Genomic DNA, 18,622 nt, shown 5'->3' with positions numbered 1-18,622 from the left:
CTGTGGCTCCGTCGCTCGGGCGTAACCGGTTTCGGGTTCGGTTGAGAAATTCCGGGGCCGTACCTGTCCACGAGTAACCGGTTCCCGGCACAGTCTCGGCAGAAGCTATATCCGAGGCCATCCCTTCGGTGTATCTATGACGATACATCGACGGGGATTCCTGGCCGCGCTCGGCGCGGGCGCGGTCGCGAGCACCGCGGGTTGTACGCAACTCATCGCCGGTAGCGACGACGACGACGGGCCCGCCGTGGCCGGGGAGACGCTCACGCTCACGACGACGACCAGCACCTACGACACCGGGCTGCTCGACGAGATCCACACCGGCTTCGAGGACATGTATGGCGTGAGCGTCGACGCGGTCGCGCAGGGGACCGGCGCGGCCCTGGAGTCGGCCCGCAACGGCGACGCCGACGTGGTGATGGTCCATGCCCGCGGGCTCGAAGACGAGTTCCTGCGCAACGGGTACGGCGTGAACCGACGCGACCTGATGTTCAACGACTTCGTGATCGTCGGCCCCGAGAGCGACCCGGCGGGGATTCAGGGGATGTCCTCGGCGACCGAAGCGCTCGCGACGATCGCCGAGGCGGAGGCGGCGTTCGTCTCACGCGGGGACAACTCCGGGACGCACACCAAGGAGCTCAACCTCTGGGAGGCGGCCGGCACCGAACCCGGCGGCGACTGGTACCAAGAGACGGGAAGCGGGATGGGCGAGGCGCTCAACAACGCGAGCCAACAGGGCGCGTACACGCTCTCGGACCGCGGGACGTTCATCTCGCAGCGCTCCGAGGTCGACCTCGCGATCCTCGTCCAAGGTCCGATCGAGGACGGACCGGAGATCCTCGCGAACCCCTACGGGATCATGGCGGTCAATCCCGGGGTCCACGACAACGCCAACTACGACCTCGCGATGGCGTACATCGGATGGATCACGAGCCCCGAGACGCAGGACTCGATCTCGGGCTACGAGGTGAACGGCGAGCAGCTGTTCTTCCCGGAGGCCGTCTCCGAGGACCCGGACTTCCAGCAGTACGTTCCGGAAGGTTGGAGTAGCGACTCCGCGGACGAGTGAGCGTGTCCCTCGCGGCGATTCCGGAGCTGGCGTCCGCGCTCCTCGACCTCCCGTTCAGAGACGGCTACGTCTCCAGTGTCATCTACGTCTCGCTGTACGTGAGCCTCACCGCCGTGGCGCTGAGCACGCTGTTCAGCGTGCCGGTCGCCGTCCTGCTCGGCTTCGCCGAGTTCCGCGGGAAGGGGTTCGTGAAGTCCGTGGTCAACACGGGGATGGGATTCCCGAGCGTGGTCGTCGGCCTCGTCGTCCTCTTCGCGGTCTCCAATCAGGGGCCGCTCGGATCGCTGAACCTCGTCTTCACGAGGGAGGCGATGATCGCGTCGCAGTTCGTGCTCGCGACGCCGCCGATCACGGCGATCACCCTCGCGGCGGTCTCGGGGGTGGACGAGGGCGTCCGCGACGCGGCGCGCGCGCTCGGCGGCACGCGCCTCGACGCGGCGCTCGTCGTCTTGAAAGAGGCGCGCTACGGGATCGCGACCGCGATCCTCGCCGGCTTCGGCCGGGCGATAAGCGAGGTCGGCTCGGTGCTCATCGTGGGCGGTAACATCACGAGCGCGGACGGAGTCTCGAAGACCCGGACGCTGACCACCGCCATCCAGCTGGAGGCGCGTCAGGGGCAGTACGAGACGGCGATGATCCTCGGAGCAGTCCTCGTCGCGCTCGTGTTGACCGTCAACGCCGTGGTCGTGCACTTCGGCGACAGCGGGGTGACGCGGTGACGTTCCGCGCGACCGGCGTCTCGCAGTCGTTCGGCGGCGAGCGGGTGTTCGACGACCTCTCCGTCGAGGTGGACAAAGGGGAGGTCCTCGGCGTCATCGGTCCCTCCGGGGTCGGCAAGACGACGCTGCTCCGGACGCTCGCGCTCTCGATCGAACCCGACGCGGGGACCGTCGCCCTCGGTGGCACGGACGCGTGGGCCGCCGAGGAGTCGGAGCGGCTCGCCCTGCGGCGGCGGGTTGGGATGGTCTTTCAGGAGGCGAGCCTCTTCGACGCGTCGGTGGGGCGCAACGTCGAGTACGGGCTCCGGGTCCGAAGCCCGTGGAGCGACCGGATCGCCGCGGCGCTGGGGCTCGCCGAGACCCCCGACGCGGTCCGCGAGTCGCTCGACGTCGTCGGGCTGATCGAGAAGGCGAACCAACACGCCGACTCGCTGTCGGGCGGAGAGGCGCAGCGCGTGTCGTTCGCCCGCGCGCTGGCGTACGACCCGGACGTGCTGCTGTTGGACGAGCCCACCTCCGACCTCGACCCGCGGAACACCGCGGTCATCGAGGAGGCCATCGAGGAGGCCCGCAGCCGGGGGATCGCCGTCGTCGTGGCGACGCACGACATGCATCAGGCCGAGCGCGTCGCGGACCGCGTCGCGGTGCTGCTCGACGGCGGGATCACGGAAATTGGGCCGACGGAACGGATCTTCGAGGACCCGTCAGACGAGCGCACCCGGAAGTTCATCTCCGGAGAGCTGGTGTACTGAGCGCGGATCGCGTGTTTTACGGAGAATCGAGGCTTTCTCCTCGATTCTCCGTAAGCCGATGAACTACCGCTCCACTATTGTTAGGGTTTCACCTAACACCTAATTGGGACGGAGGCGTCAACAGAGGTGTGGATGAGCGATGACGTCACCGTGCTCGAAGACGAGATCGAAGCCTACGCTGACGGTTACCGTTGCGCGGGTGCGCGTGCTCTCGGTCCCGACTTCGGATCGGTTCGAGGAGGGGATCAAGTACGCCTACTACTACGGCGAAGCCGGTGCAGAATCCCCCATCATCCGTTTCGACAACCACCACGGCACCCACGAACTCCACCTCGGGGAGGAGCCCGTCGAGATCGACTACCCCGGCCTGGCGGAGATCTTCCGTGCTTGGCGGGCGGCGCTTCCCCCGGAGAAGCGCGACGACTGGTAGCCCGTCCGAGTACGGGAGCCGACACACGGACCCGCGATCGCTCTCGGACGACCACCCAACACCCCACGACTCATGACCGGAACACTCCACGTCCAGATCACGTCCGCTGATCGTAACGACCTCGAAGAGCGTCTGGAAGCGATCGACGCCGACGAGGACGTCGAACCGAGCCAGCCGACGCTCTCCATCGACGACCTCGAAACGTTCGGTCGCGTCTTCCGCTCGACCAACCTCGAACTGCTGGAGGCGATCGTCGAACACGAGCCGGAGAGCATCCGCGAACTGGCGCGTCTCGTCGATCGGAACCCGCCGGAGGTCCTCGACAACGTGAACGAGCTCGCCGACTACGGCCTCGTCGAACTCGAAGCGAACGGTCGAGCGAAGCGGCCGGTCGTCTGGTACGACGAGATCGACGTCGACATCCCGCTCACCGACCGGCCGAAACGCGATCGGAAGGCCAACGCCTGAGCCACCACGGACGCGATCGTTTGGGATGGCGGTCCCGAGATTCCCGGCCGAACGATTGCTGTCGCGCCGATCGAGACGGGAGTTGGACCCCCTCAATAGCGGAGAGCACTGTTTCGGGTGGTGTCGAAGAACACTTCACAACGTATTGTTTTAATCTCCCGGGAGAACGAACCTGCTTCTTGATTGATGACGGGAGTGGGTATAGCACATTGGTTGATCGGTTGTTTATAAGCGATCGAGTGGTGTTGCTGGCGGCTGTTTATAAGTGGTCGACGGTATTGCGGTGAAGACCTGCAAAGCCCCAGCCGTGAGGGCGGCGCACGCTCGCCGCGCTCCTCACTCGGTCGCGTTGCTCCCTCGTTGTGGTGCTCGCGTCGCCTGCGCCGCCCTCACGGCTGCCCCTTTGAATCCCACCCGCACAACGCCGCAACCGCGCCTCACGCCTCCCCAGCCTCGCCGCGGCCGCCACAGGCGGCCGCGGGCTCCCTCGCGCGTGCTCCTTGCGGCCTGTCGGCCGCTCGGAGGCACGCGCCACCGCACGTCATTTATAAGCGATCGTCGCCGTCGCTCTCGGTCGTTTTAATACTCTCTCGCCGCCACCGATCTGCAATAATTACTCCCGCAATTGCTCAAGAAGCACTCGTCAGCGACTAGCTGTTTCAGGGGAGAATCTGTCTGAAGAAGAGGGTTTGAACCGACCCTCGTTCTCAAGTGCTCCCCTTGAGTAGCGGGGTGCATGCTCATAGAGGAGGTGATGTCGACCGAACTCGTCACTTGCGACGTCAGCGCCTCAGTCAGAGACGCTGCCGATCTGATGCTCCGGAACCGCGTCGGCAGCGTGGTCGTCACGAACGAGGGGTCGCCGGCGGGACTTACCAGCGAAGCCGACGTGCTTCACGCCGGGTACGTCACCGACGACCCGTTCTCGGCGATCCCGGTCCGAAAAGCGATGCGACGGCTTCCGACGATCAATTCGAGAAAGACCCTTCGGGCCGCGACGGAGCGCATGCGAACCCAGCGGGTGAAGAAGCTCGTCGTCGTCGAGGGAATGACTCCCGTCGGGATCATCACCGCGGGGAACGTCGTCGACAACTACGCCGGAATCAGACAGGAGGTGCGCGACATCGCAGCCGACGCGGACCACTGGTCGAACGAGGGGACCGACGACGAGTGAACCGCCCTCAGTCGTCGTCGAGGACCCCCTCCGCGACGGCCATGTCGTCGATCGTCGGGTCCTCCGCGGAGCTCCGCAGGACGAACCGCTTGCGGATCAGGTCCGCGAAGTAGACTACCGTCCCGAGGATGAGCAGGGTGTCGCCCGGGAGCCGCGCCCAGAACAGCGTCTGGACGAGATCGCCGTTGTAGAACGCGAGGCTGCGCGCCGCGGCGTAGCTCTCCGTGAACGCGACCTCCAGCTGGAGGAAGCCGACGGGGAGCACCGAGACGAACACCATCAGCGCGAGCCCGACGTTCCACAGCCAGAACGACGCCCGGAGCCACGAGCCGTCCCAGCGCTCGGGGTCGATCGACAGCTGGAGCATGTACGCCACCATGCCGAGCGCGAGGAAGCCGAACGCCCCGAACATCGCGGCGTGGGCGTGTCCCACGGTGAGGTAGGTGCCGTGCTCGTAGTAGTTGATGAGCGGGAGGTTGATGAAGAAGCCGAGCACCCCGGCGCCGACGAAGTTCCACACCCCGCTGGCGACGATGAACATGAAGGGGAGTTTGTAGGGGAACCCGCCGGTCTCGGTCATCGCCCGGTACTGCCCGATCGCCTCGTAGAGGATGAAGATCAGCGGCAGCAGTTCCAGCGTCGAGAAGACGCTCCCGATCGGGACCCAGTAGTCGGGCATCCCGACCCACCAGTAGTGGTGCGAGACGCCGATGACGCCGGTCCCCATCACGAGGAGGGCCTGTAGCATGACGGCCTTCTCCGCGCTACGCCGGGTGAGGAGGTTCATCGAGACCAGCGTGAGTCCGATGATCGCGACGATGAAGAACTCGAAGGCGCCCTCGACCCACATGTGGACGACCCACCACCGCCAGAACTCGGTGACGGCCATGTTCGTCGACGGCGTAAAGAGGAAGCCGGCGACGAACAGCAGGGTGATCGACCCGCCCGCGTAGAGGATCATGTGCGCGAGCCCGTAGATCGGTTCGCGGTCTAAGAGCGGCTTGAGCCCCCGGACCGCGAGGATCGCCCAGAGCACGAAGCCGGCGAGTAAGCCGCCCTGCCACACCTTCCCGACTTCGAGATACTCCAGTCCCTCGTTGCCGAGGAGCCACCACAGCTGACCGTCGAAGTAGCCGTTCGCGCCGAGCCAGATGCCGCCCATCCCGCCGACGACGACGGTCACCAACGCACCGAGGAGGACGTTGACGTACGTCGACTGGCGCTTCGGCTCGTGGCCGGTGAGCAGCGGCGGGAGGAACAGGCCGGCGCCGAGCCACGTCGACGCGATCCAGAGGATGCCCAGGTCGATGTGCCACGTCTTCGCGATCGAGAAGGGCAGGATCTGGAGGATGTGGACCCCGAACAGCTCCTCGACCCCGAAGAACCCGGCCCGTTCGATGTAGAAGTGCGCGAGCAACCCTCCCAACAGCACCTGCGCTAGGAACAGCCCGGCGGCGATCGGAACGAACCGGAGCGCCGCGCGCTGGCTCGGGAAGACGCTCACGTCGCCCGGCTCCGGCACGGCGATCCCCTCGGCGGACGGCTCGGGGAGCGTCACCGACTTGTAGAGGAGGATCGCCGCGCCCGCCGCGGCGACGAGCAGTACCATCGCGATCACGCTCCACGTCATCGCGGCGCCGGTGGCGTCGTTGCCGGCGGCCGGCGAGGGGGGCCACTCGTTCGTGAAGGAGTTGTCGCCGTCGGGGCGGTCGGTGTGTGAGAACCACGCCGTCCACAGCGCGAAGTCGGCGAAGTCCTGGGCCTCCTCCGTCGACTCGATCATCTCGACCGGGACGCCGCGGTCGTGGTCGCCCTCGTGGTAGCGCTCGACGTACGTCTCGCGCACCTGTTCGTGGGCGTACGCCTCCGCGGCCGAGTACTGCACGGTGTCGCTCCCGTCGTGGGCCTCGTCGAGGTCGTCGCGGACGGTCTGGTCGACCGCCGCGCGCTCCGAGGAGTCGAGCGAGTCGTAGCCGGCCCCGTACTCCTCTTGCGCGTAGTACTCGCGCATGTGCTCGGTCTTCAGCTCTAGCGTCTCGGCGGTGTAGTCCTCGCCGTAGTACGCGCCGTTGCCCAGTATCGACCCGTGGTTCATCAGCCCGTACTGCTGGAACGCCGCCTTCCCGTCCTGGACCGTCTCCCCGGTGGCGATCGTCTCGCCGTCGGAGCCGACGACCTCCTCGGGGATCGGCGGCGCCTCCTGATACGCGAACCACGCCCCGGCGCCCATCACGACCAGGTTGAGCAGGAACGCCGCGACGATGACCTTCGCGATCGTCTTGCGTGTCAGCTCCATCACGTCGACGTTGCCCCCAGACGGACTATCAGTTTGGCGGCAACATGTTCGGACGCCGTTCCCAGTAATTGAAACCGCTGTCGGTTGCGGAATAATCGATCGTTACCGACCGCGCGAGTCCGGCGACACGAACATGTTCGCGGCGTGGCTTACCGGAAACCGCCGCGTACGAAGGGGTATGCCAACGACCAGCGAGGCGACGCCGGCGGAATCGGAGAGCGCGACGGAGACGACCGCCGAGACCACTGTCACGGTGCGGTGCACCGGTCACGTCCGGACGGAGCTCGGGAAGTACGAGTTCGAGTACGCGTTCGAGGGTGACACCCTCCGGGAGTTCCTCGACGAGCTGTTCGCGGAGTACCCGGAGCTACAGGAGATGCTGATCGCGGAGAGCGAGGCGGAGTCGACTCACAGCGGCTGGGCGCCGACGCCCGAGGAGCTGCCGGGAACGTGGTCGAAGAACCCGGTCGGCGAGCAGACGATCGCGTACGCCCGGATCCTCGTGAACGGTCACTTCAACGAGAACGAGAAGGGGTTCGACACCGAGATCGAAGACGGCGACCGGGTCGCGCTGGTGTACCCGTTCATGTTCTGCTGTTAGTCGGGCGAAAGGCCCGGTTCCGTCGACGACGAACGTAAAGGGCTCAGCCCTCGTAGCCCGCCATCTCCATCACGGAGGCGAACTGCTCGGAGTCCGTGACGCTCTCGTAGACCATCCCGCCGATCATGCCGCCGGGGTAGCTCTCGCCGTTCATCGCGTGGTTCACCTTGTGGCAGTGGAGCGCGTAGACGCCCGGGTCGGCGTCGGCGGTGAACTCGATCGTCTTGCGCTCGGCGGGCGCGATGGGGACCACGTCCTCGCGGTGGCGGGCGGACTCGGGGATGACGCCCCCGTCCTTCTCGACGACGGTGAAGCCGTGGTTGTGCGTGTGCATCGCGTGCGACTCGTAGCCGGCGTTGACGTAGTGGATCCGCACCCGATCGCCCTCCTCGACGATCAGGGGCGATCCCTCCTCGGGGTGGAACGTGTACGGCGCGCACCGCCCGTTCACGGTGAAGACGTCCGGGTTGCGGTCGCGGTGGCTGAAGTCGACGTCGCCGCCGGCGGTCGACGCCGACAGCCGGCTGTCCCAGTCTTTGACCGTCATGAACGCCTCCTTGTCGGGTGCCTCGTACCCCTCCGGGTCGACGCGGAGGATCCCGTACATCCCCATGTCGAGGTGGTTCTGCGTCTGGTAGTGACAGTGGTAGAGGTGGGTGCCGGGCTGGTTCGCGGTGATCTCGTAGGTGTACTCCTCGCCCGGCGCGACCTGTCGGCCCGTCGTCGTCGGGACGCCGTCGTCCATCCAGCTCTTCGAGAGCCCGTGGACGTGGAACGTGTGCGGGCGGTTGTGCTCCGAGTTGTCGTAGGTGATCGCCAGCTCGGTGCCCTCGGTGACGCGGAGCAGGGGGCCGGGGACGCTCGGGTCGGTGTCCGGCGTCTGCCACGCCCAGACCTCGGGGAGCTCCCACGGGCCGCCCTTCGTCTCGTCGCCGAGCAACTTGTGGCGACACGGGGTCGTGGACATCGTGACCGCCCCGTCCGTCTCGTCCAAGTCGATCGTCGTCCGCGGGGACGTGTACGGGTGGTCCGTCTCGACGCCCGTGGCGTCGCTCCCGGACCACTCCTCGACCTGTTCGGCCGCCTCTCCGCCGCCGCCGGCCGCGTTCTCCGCGCCCGATCCGGCGTCAGCGCGCGGGGCGCCACAGCCCGCGAGCCCGACCGTTCCCAGCGCCGCGGCCGCGGAGAGGAACCCGCGTCTGGAAGCCGTGCGCCGACCGGCGTTGTCGCCGTCTCTCGTCATATCCGAACATGAACGGGGAACACATATAAACCGGAATCAGGATCCACGGACTCTGAGAACGCGGTCGGCGGTCGCTTCGTTTATATACGTTCGAGTGCCGTCGACGGCGACAGACGATCGGTCGCAGCCGACGACCGCCTTTTATACACGAGCGGCGCCATCCCCGAGGTGACAATGCGGATCGGCATCGTCTCCGACACCCACGACGACCTCGCCGCCGTCGAGGCGGCCGTAGCGCTGTTCGACCGCGAGGGCGTCGACGCCGTCGTCCACTGCGGCGACTTCGTCGCGCCCTTCTCCGTGACCCCGTTCGACGTCGGTGGCGCTCCCGACGCCGGCGGCAGCGACTCCGACGCCGACGCCGGCTTCGACTTCTACGCCGTCCGCGGCAACAACGACGGGGAGTGGGCGGTCGAGTCGACCGTCGACTCGTTCGGCGCCTACCTCGGCGAGGCGGGAACGCTCTCGTTCGACGGCGGCTCCCAGGCCGGCGACGACGTCAGCGTCGCCGTCACGCACGGGACGAGCGCGGTCGTCGTCGACGCCCTCGTCGACTGCGGCGACTACGACTACGTGTTCCACGGTCACACCCACGCGCACGGCGTCGAGGAGCGCGACGGGACGGTGCGCGTGAACCCCGGTGGGCTCCCGATCCCCGTCGACGGCGCGGACGACGCCTTCCGCGTCGCGGTCCTCGACACCGACGCCGGCGACGCGTCCGGGAGCGTCGACGCGGTGACGCACTACGAGCTCGACGCGTAGGACCGCGAGCGATCCGGGAGGCCCTGATCGCTCTCGACACACAAACGCGAGTTTGTTCTTTCGTTGACCTTTTGAACGGTCCGTGTAGAGAGGCCGTATGGACAGGCGCGCGTTCCTCCAGCGGGCAAGCAGGGCGGTCGGGGCGATCGGCGTCGGCGGCGGACTCGCCGGCTGTGCGGACCTCGTCGGCAGCGGAGACGAGGGAGCGGTCGCGGAGCGCGACCCGCCGGAGCGGCCGGACGAGCTCGGCCCCGAGTCGGTCGCGGCGTACGCCGCCGCCTGCGAGGAGGTCCGCGCGCACAACCGACACGCGGCGGACGGTGCGGTCGAAGTGTCGATCGACGCGGTCGCGACCTTCGATCACGCCTCCGGTGACGACCACTACGCGACCGCACAGCACGCCGGATCGGTATACTACGAGAACGACGACGGCGACCGCTCAGTGGGGGAACTGCTCGGCGATCCGGTCCCGTACCTGGTGACGCCGGACCGGACCCTCCGGCTGGACGTGCGGCGACGGGACGCGGGAGACGGCAAGAGCGGGGGAGACGGCGAGAGCGGGGGAGACGGCGAGAGCGGGGGAGACGGCGAGAGCGGGGGAGACGATACCGGCTCCGACGCCGCCGCCGCCCCCGACGACGAGCGCGCGTCGCCGCCGCTCGGCGTCCGCCTCCTCAACGTCACCGGGGAGGCGCGAGAGCTCGCGCTGACCGTGACGCGACGAGCGACGGACGGGGACGGGACCGACGAGACGGTCGCCGACGTCGACGTCGCGATCGACCCGGAGACCGCCGTCGAGGTGCGGTCGGTCACGGACGTGCGCGGCACCTACGGGGTGACCGCTCGCATGGAGGACGACGGGGTGACCGGCGAGGGACGGATCGAAGTCGGCCTCCCGAGCGCGGACCGGGCCCCGAACGTCGACGTCGTGGTCGGCGGAGACGGGGTCTCGACGCGACACCTCCCGTCGTTCGAGGAGATCTGAGCCGCCGCCGCGCGGGATCGGACGTCGGGCGTCCGCGCTTCAGGCGTCGGCGTCCGCGAGCTCGACCCCCCGGAACTCGAACCGCGCGCCGCCCTCGGCGGCGTCGGCGAGGTCGAGGGTCCACCCGTGCGCGTCCGCCACCTCGGCGACGATCTTCAGTCCGAATCCCGTCCCCGCCGGATCGGTCGAAACGCCGGCGTCGAACACCTCTTGGCGGCGGTCGTCCGGAATGCCGGGGCCGTCGTCCTCGACGTAGAACCCGTCGCCGTCGGGGAGGGCGCCGACCCCGACGCGGACCGAGTCGCCGGCGTGAGCGATCGCGTTGGCGAACAGGTTCTCCACGGCCTGCCGCAGCCGACTCCTGTCGGCGCGGAACCGGAGGTCGTCGCCGACGGCTATCTCGGCGGCCGCGGTGTCCACGCCGTCCCAGCACTCGGCCGCCAGGTCGGCGAGCGAGACCGGCTCCGTCTCGTCGATGGCGGCGCCCTGCCGCGCGAGCGTCAACATGTCCTCCACCAGCGCCTCCATCCGGTCGAGCGAGCTGGCGACGGTGTCGATCTCGGTCAGGTCCTCGTGTTCCGATCGGAGCCGATCGCGGACCAGCTCGAGGTTCCCCGCCGCGACGTTGAGCGGGCTCCGGAGGTCGTGGGAGACGAGGCTGGCGAACTCCTCCAGACGGTCGCGCTCGCGAGCTATCTCCCGCTCGCGGACCCGGAGCTGGCGCTCGCGCTCGATCCGGACGAACACCATCGTGACGGTGGCGGCCCAGAGGCGCGCGACGGCGAGGTCCGACTCGTCGAACGCGTCCCGCTCCGTGGACCCGACGTTGATGAGCCCGTACCGACCCAGCGGGAGGATCAGCTCGCTGCGGATCGGCGAGTCCGGGTTATGCCGCTCGGGGTCGTCGTGCGTGTCCGCCACGTACGCCGGATCGCCGGACTCGAACACCTCCCAGGAGATGCTCGACCCGTCGGGGCCGAACGTCGGATGGTCGCCGACGAGCTCGTCGGCCGCGTCGGTCCAGACGACGGGATCGAGGAGGTCCCGTTTCTCGTCGTACAGCCAGATCGCCGCGATCGGGTGGCCGAGCACCCCCTCCACGTACTCGACCGCGGCCTCCGCGGCGAACTCCCGATCGGTCGTCTTCAGCAGGTCCTGGGTCGCCTCGTGGAGGGCCTCCAGCGTCCGCGTTCGGCGGTGGAGCTCGGCCTGCTGGGCGCGCTCCTCTCTCACGTCGACGATCGTGGCGACGAGGTACGTCTCCCCGTCGTGGTCGAACGGCCCGAGACTGAGCGTCACGGGGACCTCGCTCCCGTCGGCCCGCCGCGCGTGCAGGTCCAGGCTCGCCGCCATCGAGCGGGGCTCGGGGTCGACGACGTAGCGGTGGAGCTCCTCGCCGGCCGCGCCCTCGTCGGGGTCGTACACCAGCGTCTCGAACTCCGTCCCCTCCACCGCCGCGGGCGCGTGCCCGAGGACCGTCTCGACCCGCCCGTTGCCGGCGCGCACGACGCCGTCGGCGTCGACGATCACGACCGCGTCCGGAATTCCCTCCAACGCCTCCGGGAATCGCTCCATCGCTACTCCTCGCTCGGCTCGTGGACGTGCCCGCACTCGGGGCACCGGACCTCCTCGCCCCGGAGGTCCGCCGAGGAGGCGCGCACCTCGCGCATCACCTCGCTGATCCGGTCTTCGGCCTCCAGCTCGTCGGCGACCGCGAGGTCGACGCCCTCGACCTCGAGGAGGAACTTCGCGACCTCCGTCACCTCGTACATCATCTCGTCTAAGTCCTCGGCGGTGAAGAAGCCGGACATCGCGCCGTAGAGGAACGTCGCTCCCGCCTTCGTCACCTTCTCCTCGAAGGAGTAGCGCGCCTGATTGACCGCCTGCGGCGTGTACGTGTCGGTCATAAAGGGGACCAGCTCGGGGAGGTTCTCGCCGATCTTCGTCATCTCGACGCCGGTCTCGGTGCGGAAGTCGGCGCAGAGCCGTGCGATCGCCCACTCTCTGGCCGTGATGTACGTCCGGTCGCGGAGGAACTCGTTGACGCGCTCGTAGCGCGCCCCGTCCATCTTCTTGAACCGCTCGTACTTGCGGATCTCGGGGGGGACGTGCGGTTGGTCCGGCTCCTGATCGCTCCCACCCGCGTCGGCGTCGCTCGTGGCGTCCCCGGCGTCGGTGGCGTCGGCGGCGTCGGCGGTGTCGCCACTCGCGGCCTCTTCGAGGTCGTTGGCGGCGTCTCCGGTCGTCGAGGACTCGTCGGCCGGCTCCGACTCCTCCGCCGCGGCGTCCGCGGTCCGGGGGGCGTCGTCCGATCCCTCGTCCGACGCGGGATCGGTTGATTCGTTCATGCCGTTAGTAACTTCACCACCGAACAAAAGGGTTGTCGGTGGCGTCGCGGGGATCGCGAGCGCCTCGACGGGTTCGCCGTCGTCGCTGGCGGGGATATCCGAGAGCCGCCGGCGATCGGGAGCGCCTCGGAGCGCGATCGGAGATCCATTTTTGTACCGGGGTGCGGACGTGAGACGTATGAAGGTGCTTTGCGGGATCGGCGGCAGCGACGACTCGTTCCGCGCGCTCGACCGAACGGTCGAGCGCGCGGCGGTCGCGGACGACGACCTCACGGTCGCGGTGGTCGAGAACCCGGACTCGTCGGTGGATCCGGACGAGATCGTACAGCGGGCCGAGTCGGCGGTCGAGGAGGCGGGGCTCGACGCCGAGGTCCGGCTGGTCGAGGGCGATCCGGGGAGTCGGCTCGTGGAGCTCGCCGAGACGGAGGGGTTCGAGGAGATCGTCCTCGGCGGCGGCCACACGAGCCCGATGGGGAAGATCACGATCGGGTCCATCGCCGAGTTCGTCCTGTTGAACGCCAAGACGTCCGTCACGCTGGTCAGATGAGCGACCGTGGATACCCGGAGGCGGTGGCCGACGAGTTCCCCGTTCCCCCCACGGAGTTCACCGATCGGGAGGGGCGCACCGTCGAGGTCCGCCCCTACGAGGACACCGAGGAGGGGTACGAGGCGCTCGTCGAGATGTACGACGCCTTCGATCCGGCCGACCGCGCGCAGGGGATCCCGCCGGGCGGCGAAGAGCGGATCCGCGAGTGGCTGGACGCGATCCTCGGCGACGACTGCTACAACGTGATCGCGTGGTGCGGCGACGAGGTCGCCGGGCACGCGACGCTGGTGCCCGACGACGACGCCTACGAGCTGGCGATCTTCGTCCATCAGGAGTACCAGCGCGCCGGCATCGGCACGCATCTCATCCGGGGACTGCTCGGCCACGGGCAGGCCGAGGGGATCCGGAAGGTGTGGCTCACCGTCGAGCGCTGGAACCGAGCGGCGGTCTCGCTGTACAAGAAGATCGGGTTCGAGACCTCCGACGCCGAGAGCTTCGAACTGGAGATGGGGCTCCGGCTGAACGCGGACGGGGAGGACGCCGGGTAGCGTTGGCCGGGATCTTCAAGCCTTTACGTGCGGCGGGAGAGCCCTCGGGTATGAGTCATCGGATCCTTCTGCTGGGAGCGCCGGGCGCCGGAAAGGGCACGCAGAGCGCGAAGCTCGCCGCGGAGTACGGCGTCGAACACGTCACCACCGGCGACGCGCTCCGCGCGAACAAGGACATGGAGACCGAGTACGGCACGCCCCGATCGTTCATGGAGGCCGGCGAGCTGGTCCCCGACCCGGTCGTCAACGAGATCGTAGAGGCCGCGCTGGCCGACGCCGACGGGTTCGTGCTCGACGGCTACCCGCGAAACCTCGATCAGGCGGAGTACCTCTCTTCGATTACGGACCTGGACGCCGTGATCTACCTCGCCGTCGACGAGGAGGTGCTCGTCGACCGGCTCACCGGTCGCCGGGTCTGTGACGACTGCGGCGCGAACTTCCACGTCGACTTCCAGCCGCCCGAGGAGCCGGGCGTCTGCGACGAGTGCGGCGGCGAACTGATCCAGCGCGACGACGACACCGAGGAGACCGCCCGCGAGCGGCTCGAGGTGTTCTACGACAACACCGAGCCCGTCATCGAGCACTTCCGCGACGAGGGCGACCTCGTCGAGATCGACGGCGAGGCGGCGCCCGACGAGGTCTTCGATCGCATCCGCGGCGTTCTCGACGAGTAGAGTTCGGCCGCGATCGGCCGGCCTTCTCGCGGTTCTCGCCCGATTCTCGACGGCGACCCGATCGCCGGCGATCCTGCAAGGTTCTTAACCGTCCGCCGACAACCGAGCGGTAATGAGCAAGGTCGAACGGAGAGTCCGCTCGCTTGTCAGCGGCGACGGCGAGATGCGAGACGCGGTCGAGGTCGTCCTCGATAACGCCGCTGACGGCGAGGTTCAGTGGGTCGACGTCCGCGACGAGATCACGAGCGGCCAGTGGGGTCGGCTCATCGAGAAGGAGGTCCTCGTCGACGGCGAGCGCGGCTTCGCGCTGGCGGACCGAGAGGGGATCGAGGCCGGGCTGGAGGACGACGACGACCTGACCGGCGGCGGCGACGTCGAGACCCCCGAGACGACCTCGTGGACCAAGTGGGACAAGATCGCCGGGGTCGCGACGCTGGGCGCGTTCGTCGGCTACGCCGTCAACCCGGTCCGGAACGCGATCGCCGGCGCCTTCGATCTGGTGTTGGGGCCGCTTCTCAACGTCGTTCCCTTCTACGTCGTGGTCATGGTGATCGCGCTCGCGACGGGGCTGTACTCGACCCTGCTGCGCGCGGGGCTCATGGACATGGAGAAGATGAGCGTGTACCAGGAGCGGATGAAGGACATCCAGGACCGCCGCAAGGAGGCGAAGGAGCGCGACGACCAGGAGGCGCTCGACGCCATTCAGGAGGAGCAGATGGACGCGATGGGCGACCAGCTCGGGATGTTCAAAGAGCAGTTCCGCCCGATGGTGTGGATCATGTTCCTCACGATCCCGGCGTTCCTCTGGATGTTCTGGGTGATCGGTTACCGCGGCTCCGACGCCGCGTACCCCGCCATCGCCGCACAGGAACTCGTCGTCCCGATCGCCGGCACCGTCACGTGGGACACGGGAATCGTCGGCCCGATCCAGATGTGGATCGTCTGGTACTTCCTGTGTTCGATGGCGTTCACCCAGCTCGTCCAGAAGAGCCTCAACATCGAGATGTCGCCGTCGACGTCGTAAGAGTCCGTTCCCCGTTCGACCGTTTTTGCAGCCAGCCGGAGATATCTGTCTGCGAGATCTATCGATACCGGGAGTGGGTATTGCAGATCGGTGGCGGCGAAACAGTATTTAAACGAGCTACGAGCGACAGCGACGATCGCTTATAAATGACAGGCGGTGGCGCGTGCCTCCGAGGCCGCTTCGCGGCCGAGGTGCACGCGCGAGGGAGTCGCTGGCGCTGCTGCGCCAGCGACGAGGCTGGGGAGGTGTGAGGCTGCGGTGCTGAGCGGTCGGGTGGGACTCAAAGGGGCAGCCGCTGTGGACGGCGCAGGCGACGTAAGCACCGCAACGAGGGAGCAACGCGACCGAGTGAGGCGCGCAGCGAGCGTGCGCCGTCCACAGCGGCTGGGGCTTTGGAGGCCGTCACCGCAGTGTCGCCGATCGCTTAAAAACAGCCGACAACAACACCACTCGATCGCTTATAAACAACCACTCCACCATATCGATATACCTACTCCCGTCATCCATCACGCTCGCACCGATCTCACGCGTACGCCTCGAACTCCTCGCCGAAGACGAGGAAGTACCCGGTCCCGACGACGCCGATCACGGCGGCGACGGTGAAGGCGACCTCCGGGCTGACGAAGTCCCAGAGGTACCCGCCGATCGCCGCGCTCGGGATGACCAGCGTGTTCCGCAGCAGGTAGTACGTCCCGGTGACCCGACCGCTCGCGCCCTGTTCCGCGGGACCGACGATGAGCGCCTTGTGCGAGGGGAGCCCGGCGAACCGGAGCCCGGAGAACGCGAACACGAGGACCAGCGCCCACTGGAGCGGGACGACCGGCGAGAGGAGGTCGGGGCCGTAGACTAAGACGACTGGGAACGCGCCGTACACGAAGAAGCCGAGCGCGACGACCGGCTTGAGCCCGACCCGCTCGGCCAGCTTCGCCGCGGGGACCATCGTGATCAGCGCGATCACCATCTCGACGCCCAGCAGGTAGCCGAAGAACGCCTGCGGCGAGAGGTCGACGGCGTACGAGAACCCGCCGACGCCGACCGTCGTCTCCAGTCCGACCGAGAAGATCCGCGTGACGACGAGCACGAAGAAGACGTACACCATCCCGTTCGCGAAGCGGACGAGGGTGTCGCCGATCAGGAGGGGGCGGAGCGGGTCGGGCATCTCGCGGAGGTCCCGCCGGATCTGGGCGACGCCCTCGAACCGCCCGCCGCCGACGGTGTCCCCGCTCGCGTCGTAGAGGACGTGCTGCACGAGCGTCCCGACGACGCCGAAGGCGACCGCGGTCGCGAGCACGTACCGGAAGCTCACCGTGAACGCCGGGTGGAGACCGATAAGGACCGCGGCGAGGACGGGCCCGATCAGGAACGCGGTGCGCCGGAACGTCTCCGTGCTCGCGAACCCCGCCGCCAGCCGCGAGGGGTCCGTCGCCTGCTTGACCACGGCGAAGGTCGCGCCGAGGCCGAACGACTTCCACGCCTGCGCGAGCACCAGGCCGACGAAGATCCAGACCCACGGCTCGATCGTCGCGCCCGCGACTGCGAACGCCCCGACGTTCGGCGCGACGAGCCAGACGACGAAACCGACGGTCGAAACGAGTCCGAAGAGCGTCAGCGCGTACCGCGATCCGATCCGGTCGGAGATCGCGCCGCCCGGGTACGGGTACAGCGCGGAGATGACGTTGCCGAAGGTCCCGAACAGCCCGACGACGAACCCGGAGGCGCCGAGCGCAACCATGTACTCCGGGAGGAACCGGTTCGTCATCTGGAAGCCGAGGCTGAACGCGAACATCGCCAGCGACACCACCAGCACGTCCCGCTCCAAGGCGAAGAACCGTCGGAACGTCTCGAACGGGCTGTCCTCCTTCGGGTCGGCGGTCGATTGGGTCTTGCTCATCGGGGGCGTGGGAAGGCGACGAACCGTTCGTGTCGGTGTGTTCGCTCGCGCCGTCAAATAGGTTCTCACGATCCGACGCGCGCACTCGCTCTCCCCCAAGGCTTACTCCCGACTCGCCACAGGGTCGACCATGCACGCGGACGAGATCGACCCGCAGGCGAAGGCGGCGGTCGAGCGCCAGGAGCGGTTCTCGCTGCCGCACAGCCGGTGGGGGCTGAAGCTCGCGCGACTGGTCACGCGACCGGCGATGTGGGCCCGAAATCGGAACCCGCCCGCGGTCGGAGAGACCGTGGACGGGACGGTCCCCGGACCGGCCGGCGACCTCGACGCCCGGCTGTACCTCCCCGACGGCGACGGCCCGTTTCCGACGGTCGCGTTCTTCCACGGCGGCGGGTTCGTGCTCGGGAGCGTCGCCACCCACGACTGGCTCTGCCGCCACCTCACGCGGGAGAGCGACTGTGCCGTCCTCTCGGTCGACTACCGGCTCGCGCCCGAACACCCCTTCCCCGCGGCGGTCGCGGACGCCTACGCGGCGGTCGAGTGGGCCGCCGACAACCCGGACGCGATCGCGGGAACCGGAGAAGTCGCGGTCGCGGGCGACTCGGCCGGCGGCGCGCTCGCCGCCGTCGCCGCGCTCATGGCCGCCGAGCGCGACGGCCCCCATATCGCGCATCAGGCGCTTCTCTACCCCGGCGTCGGCGTCGAGCCCGGCCAGCCGTCGGTCGAGGAGCACGCCGGGATCGTCCTCGACGAGGCGGACTTGGAGTGGTTCTCGGAGTGTTACTACGGCGACGAGATCCACGAGCGCAACCCGTACGCCGACCCGACGAACGCGGGCGACGTGTCCGGCGTCGCCCCCGCCACGGTCGTCACGGCGGGGTTCGACCCGCTCCGCGACGGGGGGCGGGCGTACGCCGAGCAGCTGGTCCGGGACGGCGTGCCGACGCGCTACGAGAACTACCCGGACCAGGTCCACGGCTTCATGACCCTCCGCGATGTCGACCGGGCGACCGAGGCGATCGCGGACGTGGCCGACGACCTCGCCGGAGCGCTTCGTGAGGGCTGAGTGGCGGCGTTTCGGGCGGATTGAC

The 18,622-nt window shown here is 68.3% G+C and carries 18 protein-coding genes and 1 pseudogene; 14 read left to right on the top strand and 5 right to left on the bottom strand.

All coding sequences use genetic code 11. The features are described from left to right. The first annotated feature begins 136 nt into the window (after nt 1-136). The 6 genes and pseudogenes from EDM04_RS00810 (at nt 137) to EDM04_RS00785 (ending at nt 4,612) form a co-directional block, all read left to right on the top strand. On the top strand, nt 137-1,069 hold the full coding sequence (locus EDM04_RS00810) for a substrate-binding domain-containing protein (protein WP_123619286.1): 933 nt from the start codon (nt 137-139) through the stop codon (nt 1,067-1,069). Continuing rightward, nucleotides 1,066-1,788 carry an ABC transporter permease gene (locus tag EDM04_RS00805; protein ID WP_123619285.1) on the top strand — a complete coding sequence of 241 codons (723 nt, stop codon included), beginning with the start codon at nt 1,066-1,068 and terminating at the stop codon, nt 1,786-1,788. Before EDM04_RS00810 ends, EDM04_RS00805 begins: the two co-directional genes overlap by 4 nt. Further along, nucleotides 1,785-2,540 (top strand): amino acid ABC transporter ATP-binding protein, encoded by a 756-nt coding sequence (locus EDM04_RS00800; RefSeq protein ID WP_123619284.1) that lies wholly within the window; start codon nt 1,785-1,787, stop codon nt 2,538-2,540. Before EDM04_RS00805 ends, EDM04_RS00800 begins: the two co-directional genes overlap by 4 nt. 132 nt (nt 2,541-2,672) lie before the next feature. Beyond that, nucleotides 2,673-2,970: pseudogene (locus EDM04_RS00795) on the top strand (DUF6516 family protein). A 72-nt stretch (nt 2,971-3,042) separates the two neighbouring features. Continuing rightward, nucleotides 3,043-3,438, top strand: a complete 396-nt coding sequence (locus EDM04_RS00790; RefSeq protein WP_123619283.1) for a hypothetical protein — start codon at nt 3,043-3,045, stop codon at nt 3,436-3,438. A 736-nt stretch (nt 3,439-4,174) separates the two neighbouring features. After that, complete coding sequence (locus EDM04_RS00785) at nt 4,175-4,612, top strand: CBS domain-containing protein (protein ID WP_123619282.1); 438 nt, start codon at nt 4,175-4,177, stop codon at nt 4,610-4,612. Between the two features lie 7 nt (nt 4,613-4,619). Here the strand turns inward: EDM04_RS00785 and EDM04_RS00780 are convergent, their stop codons facing one another. Further along, nucleotides 4,620-6,908, bottom strand: coding sequence for a nitric-oxide reductase large subunit (locus EDM04_RS00780; protein ID WP_123619281.1), 2,289 nt, complete (start codon nt 6,906-6,908; stop codon nt 4,620-4,622). 178 nt (nt 6,909-7,086) lie between these two features. Between EDM04_RS00780 and EDM04_RS00775 the strand changes: the two genes are divergently transcribed. Continuing rightward, on the top strand, nt 7,087-7,509 hold the full coding sequence (locus EDM04_RS00775) for a MoaD/ThiS family protein (protein WP_123619280.1): 423 nt from the start codon (nt 7,087-7,089) through the stop codon (nt 7,507-7,509). Between the two features lie 43 nt (nt 7,510-7,552). Here EDM04_RS00775 and EDM04_RS00770 read toward each other — a convergent pair whose 3' ends face one another. After that, nucleotides 7,553-8,752 carry a multicopper oxidase domain-containing protein gene (locus tag EDM04_RS00770; protein ID WP_123619279.1) on the bottom strand — a complete coding sequence of 400 codons (1,200 nt, stop codon included), beginning with the start codon at nt 8,750-8,752 and terminating at the stop codon, nt 7,553-7,555. Nucleotides 8,753-8,926: 174 nt separating this feature from the next. On the opposite strand from EDM04_RS00770, the gene EDM04_RS00765 reads away from it, so the two are divergent. Together EDM04_RS00765 and EDM04_RS00760 are read left to right on the top strand one after the other, a co-directional pair. Continuing rightward, nucleotides 8,927-9,514, top strand: a complete 588-nt coding sequence (locus tag EDM04_RS00765) for a YfcE family phosphodiesterase (RefSeq protein ID WP_123619698.1) — start codon at nt 8,927-8,929, stop codon at nt 9,512-9,514. Between the two features lie 97 nt (nt 9,515-9,611). After that, nucleotides 9,612-10,499: a hypothetical protein gene (locus EDM04_RS00760; RefSeq protein ID WP_123619278.1), complete on the top strand. Its 888-nt coding sequence runs from the start codon at nt 9,612-9,614 to the stop codon at nt 10,497-10,499. 39 nt (nt 10,500-10,538) lie between these two features. On the opposite strand, the gene EDM04_RS00755 is transcribed toward EDM04_RS00760, so the two are convergent. Continuing rightward, nucleotides 10,539-12,074 (bottom strand): ATP-binding protein, encoded by a 1,536-nt coding sequence (locus EDM04_RS00755; RefSeq protein WP_123619277.1) that lies wholly within the window; start codon nt 12,072-12,074, stop codon nt 10,539-10,541. Nucleotides 12,075-12,076: 2 nt separating this feature from the next. Further along, a complete protein-coding gene (locus tag EDM04_RS00750; RefSeq protein ID WP_123619276.1) occupies nt 12,077-12,847 on the bottom strand; it encodes a DUF5806 family protein in 771 nt (256 codons plus the stop codon). 178 nt (nt 12,848-13,025) lie between these two features. On the opposite strand from EDM04_RS00750, the gene EDM04_RS00745 reads away from it, so the two are divergent. The 4 genes from EDM04_RS00745 to EDM04_RS00730 all read left to right on the top strand — a co-directional run bounded on the left by EDM04_RS00745 (nt 13,026) and on the right by EDM04_RS00730 (nt 15,640). Then, on the top strand, nt 13,026-13,394 hold the full coding sequence (locus EDM04_RS00745; RefSeq protein ID WP_123619275.1) for a universal stress protein: 369 nt from the start codon (nt 13,026-13,028) through the stop codon (nt 13,392-13,394). Further along, a complete protein-coding gene (locus tag EDM04_RS00740; RefSeq protein ID WP_123619274.1) occupies nt 13,391-13,942 on the top strand; it encodes a GNAT family N-acetyltransferase in 552 nt (183 codons plus the stop codon). Before EDM04_RS00745 ends, EDM04_RS00740 begins: the two co-directional genes overlap by 4 nt. A gap of 50 nt (nt 13,943-13,992) precedes the next feature. Then, nucleotides 13,993-14,616: an adenylate kinase gene (locus EDM04_RS00735; protein WP_123619273.1), complete on the top strand. Its 624-nt coding sequence runs from the start codon at nt 13,993-13,995 to the stop codon at nt 14,614-14,616. Nucleotides 14,617-14,728: 112 nt separating this feature from the next. Then, on the top strand, nt 14,729-15,640 hold the full coding sequence (locus EDM04_RS00730; RefSeq protein ID WP_123619272.1) for a DUF106 domain-containing protein: 912 nt from the start codon (nt 14,729-14,731) through the stop codon (nt 15,638-15,640). Between the two features lie 523 nt (nt 15,641-16,163). Here the strand turns inward: EDM04_RS00730 and EDM04_RS00725 are convergent. Then, the gene (locus EDM04_RS00725; protein WP_123619271.1) at nt 16,164-17,531 is read right to left on the bottom strand and encodes an MFS transporter; all 1,368 of its coding nucleotides are present in this window, start codon (nt 17,529-17,531) and stop codon (nt 16,164-16,166) included. Nucleotides 17,532-17,661: 130 nt separating this feature from the next. Here EDM04_RS00725 and EDM04_RS00720 point away from each other — a divergent pair, with 130 nt between their 5' ends. Continuing rightward, nucleotides 17,662-18,597, top strand: a complete 936-nt coding sequence (locus EDM04_RS00720) for an alpha/beta hydrolase (protein WP_123619270.1) — start codon at nt 17,662-17,664, stop codon at nt 18,595-18,597. Nucleotides 18,598-18,622 lie beyond the last annotated feature (25 nt).

The sequence above is a fragment of the Halorubrum sp. CSM-61 genome, assembly GCF_003781945.1.
GTDB lineage: Archaea > Halobacteriota > Halobacteria > Halobacteriales > Haloferacaceae > Halorubrum.
This window is presented reverse-complemented; position numbering and strand designations above follow the sequence as displayed.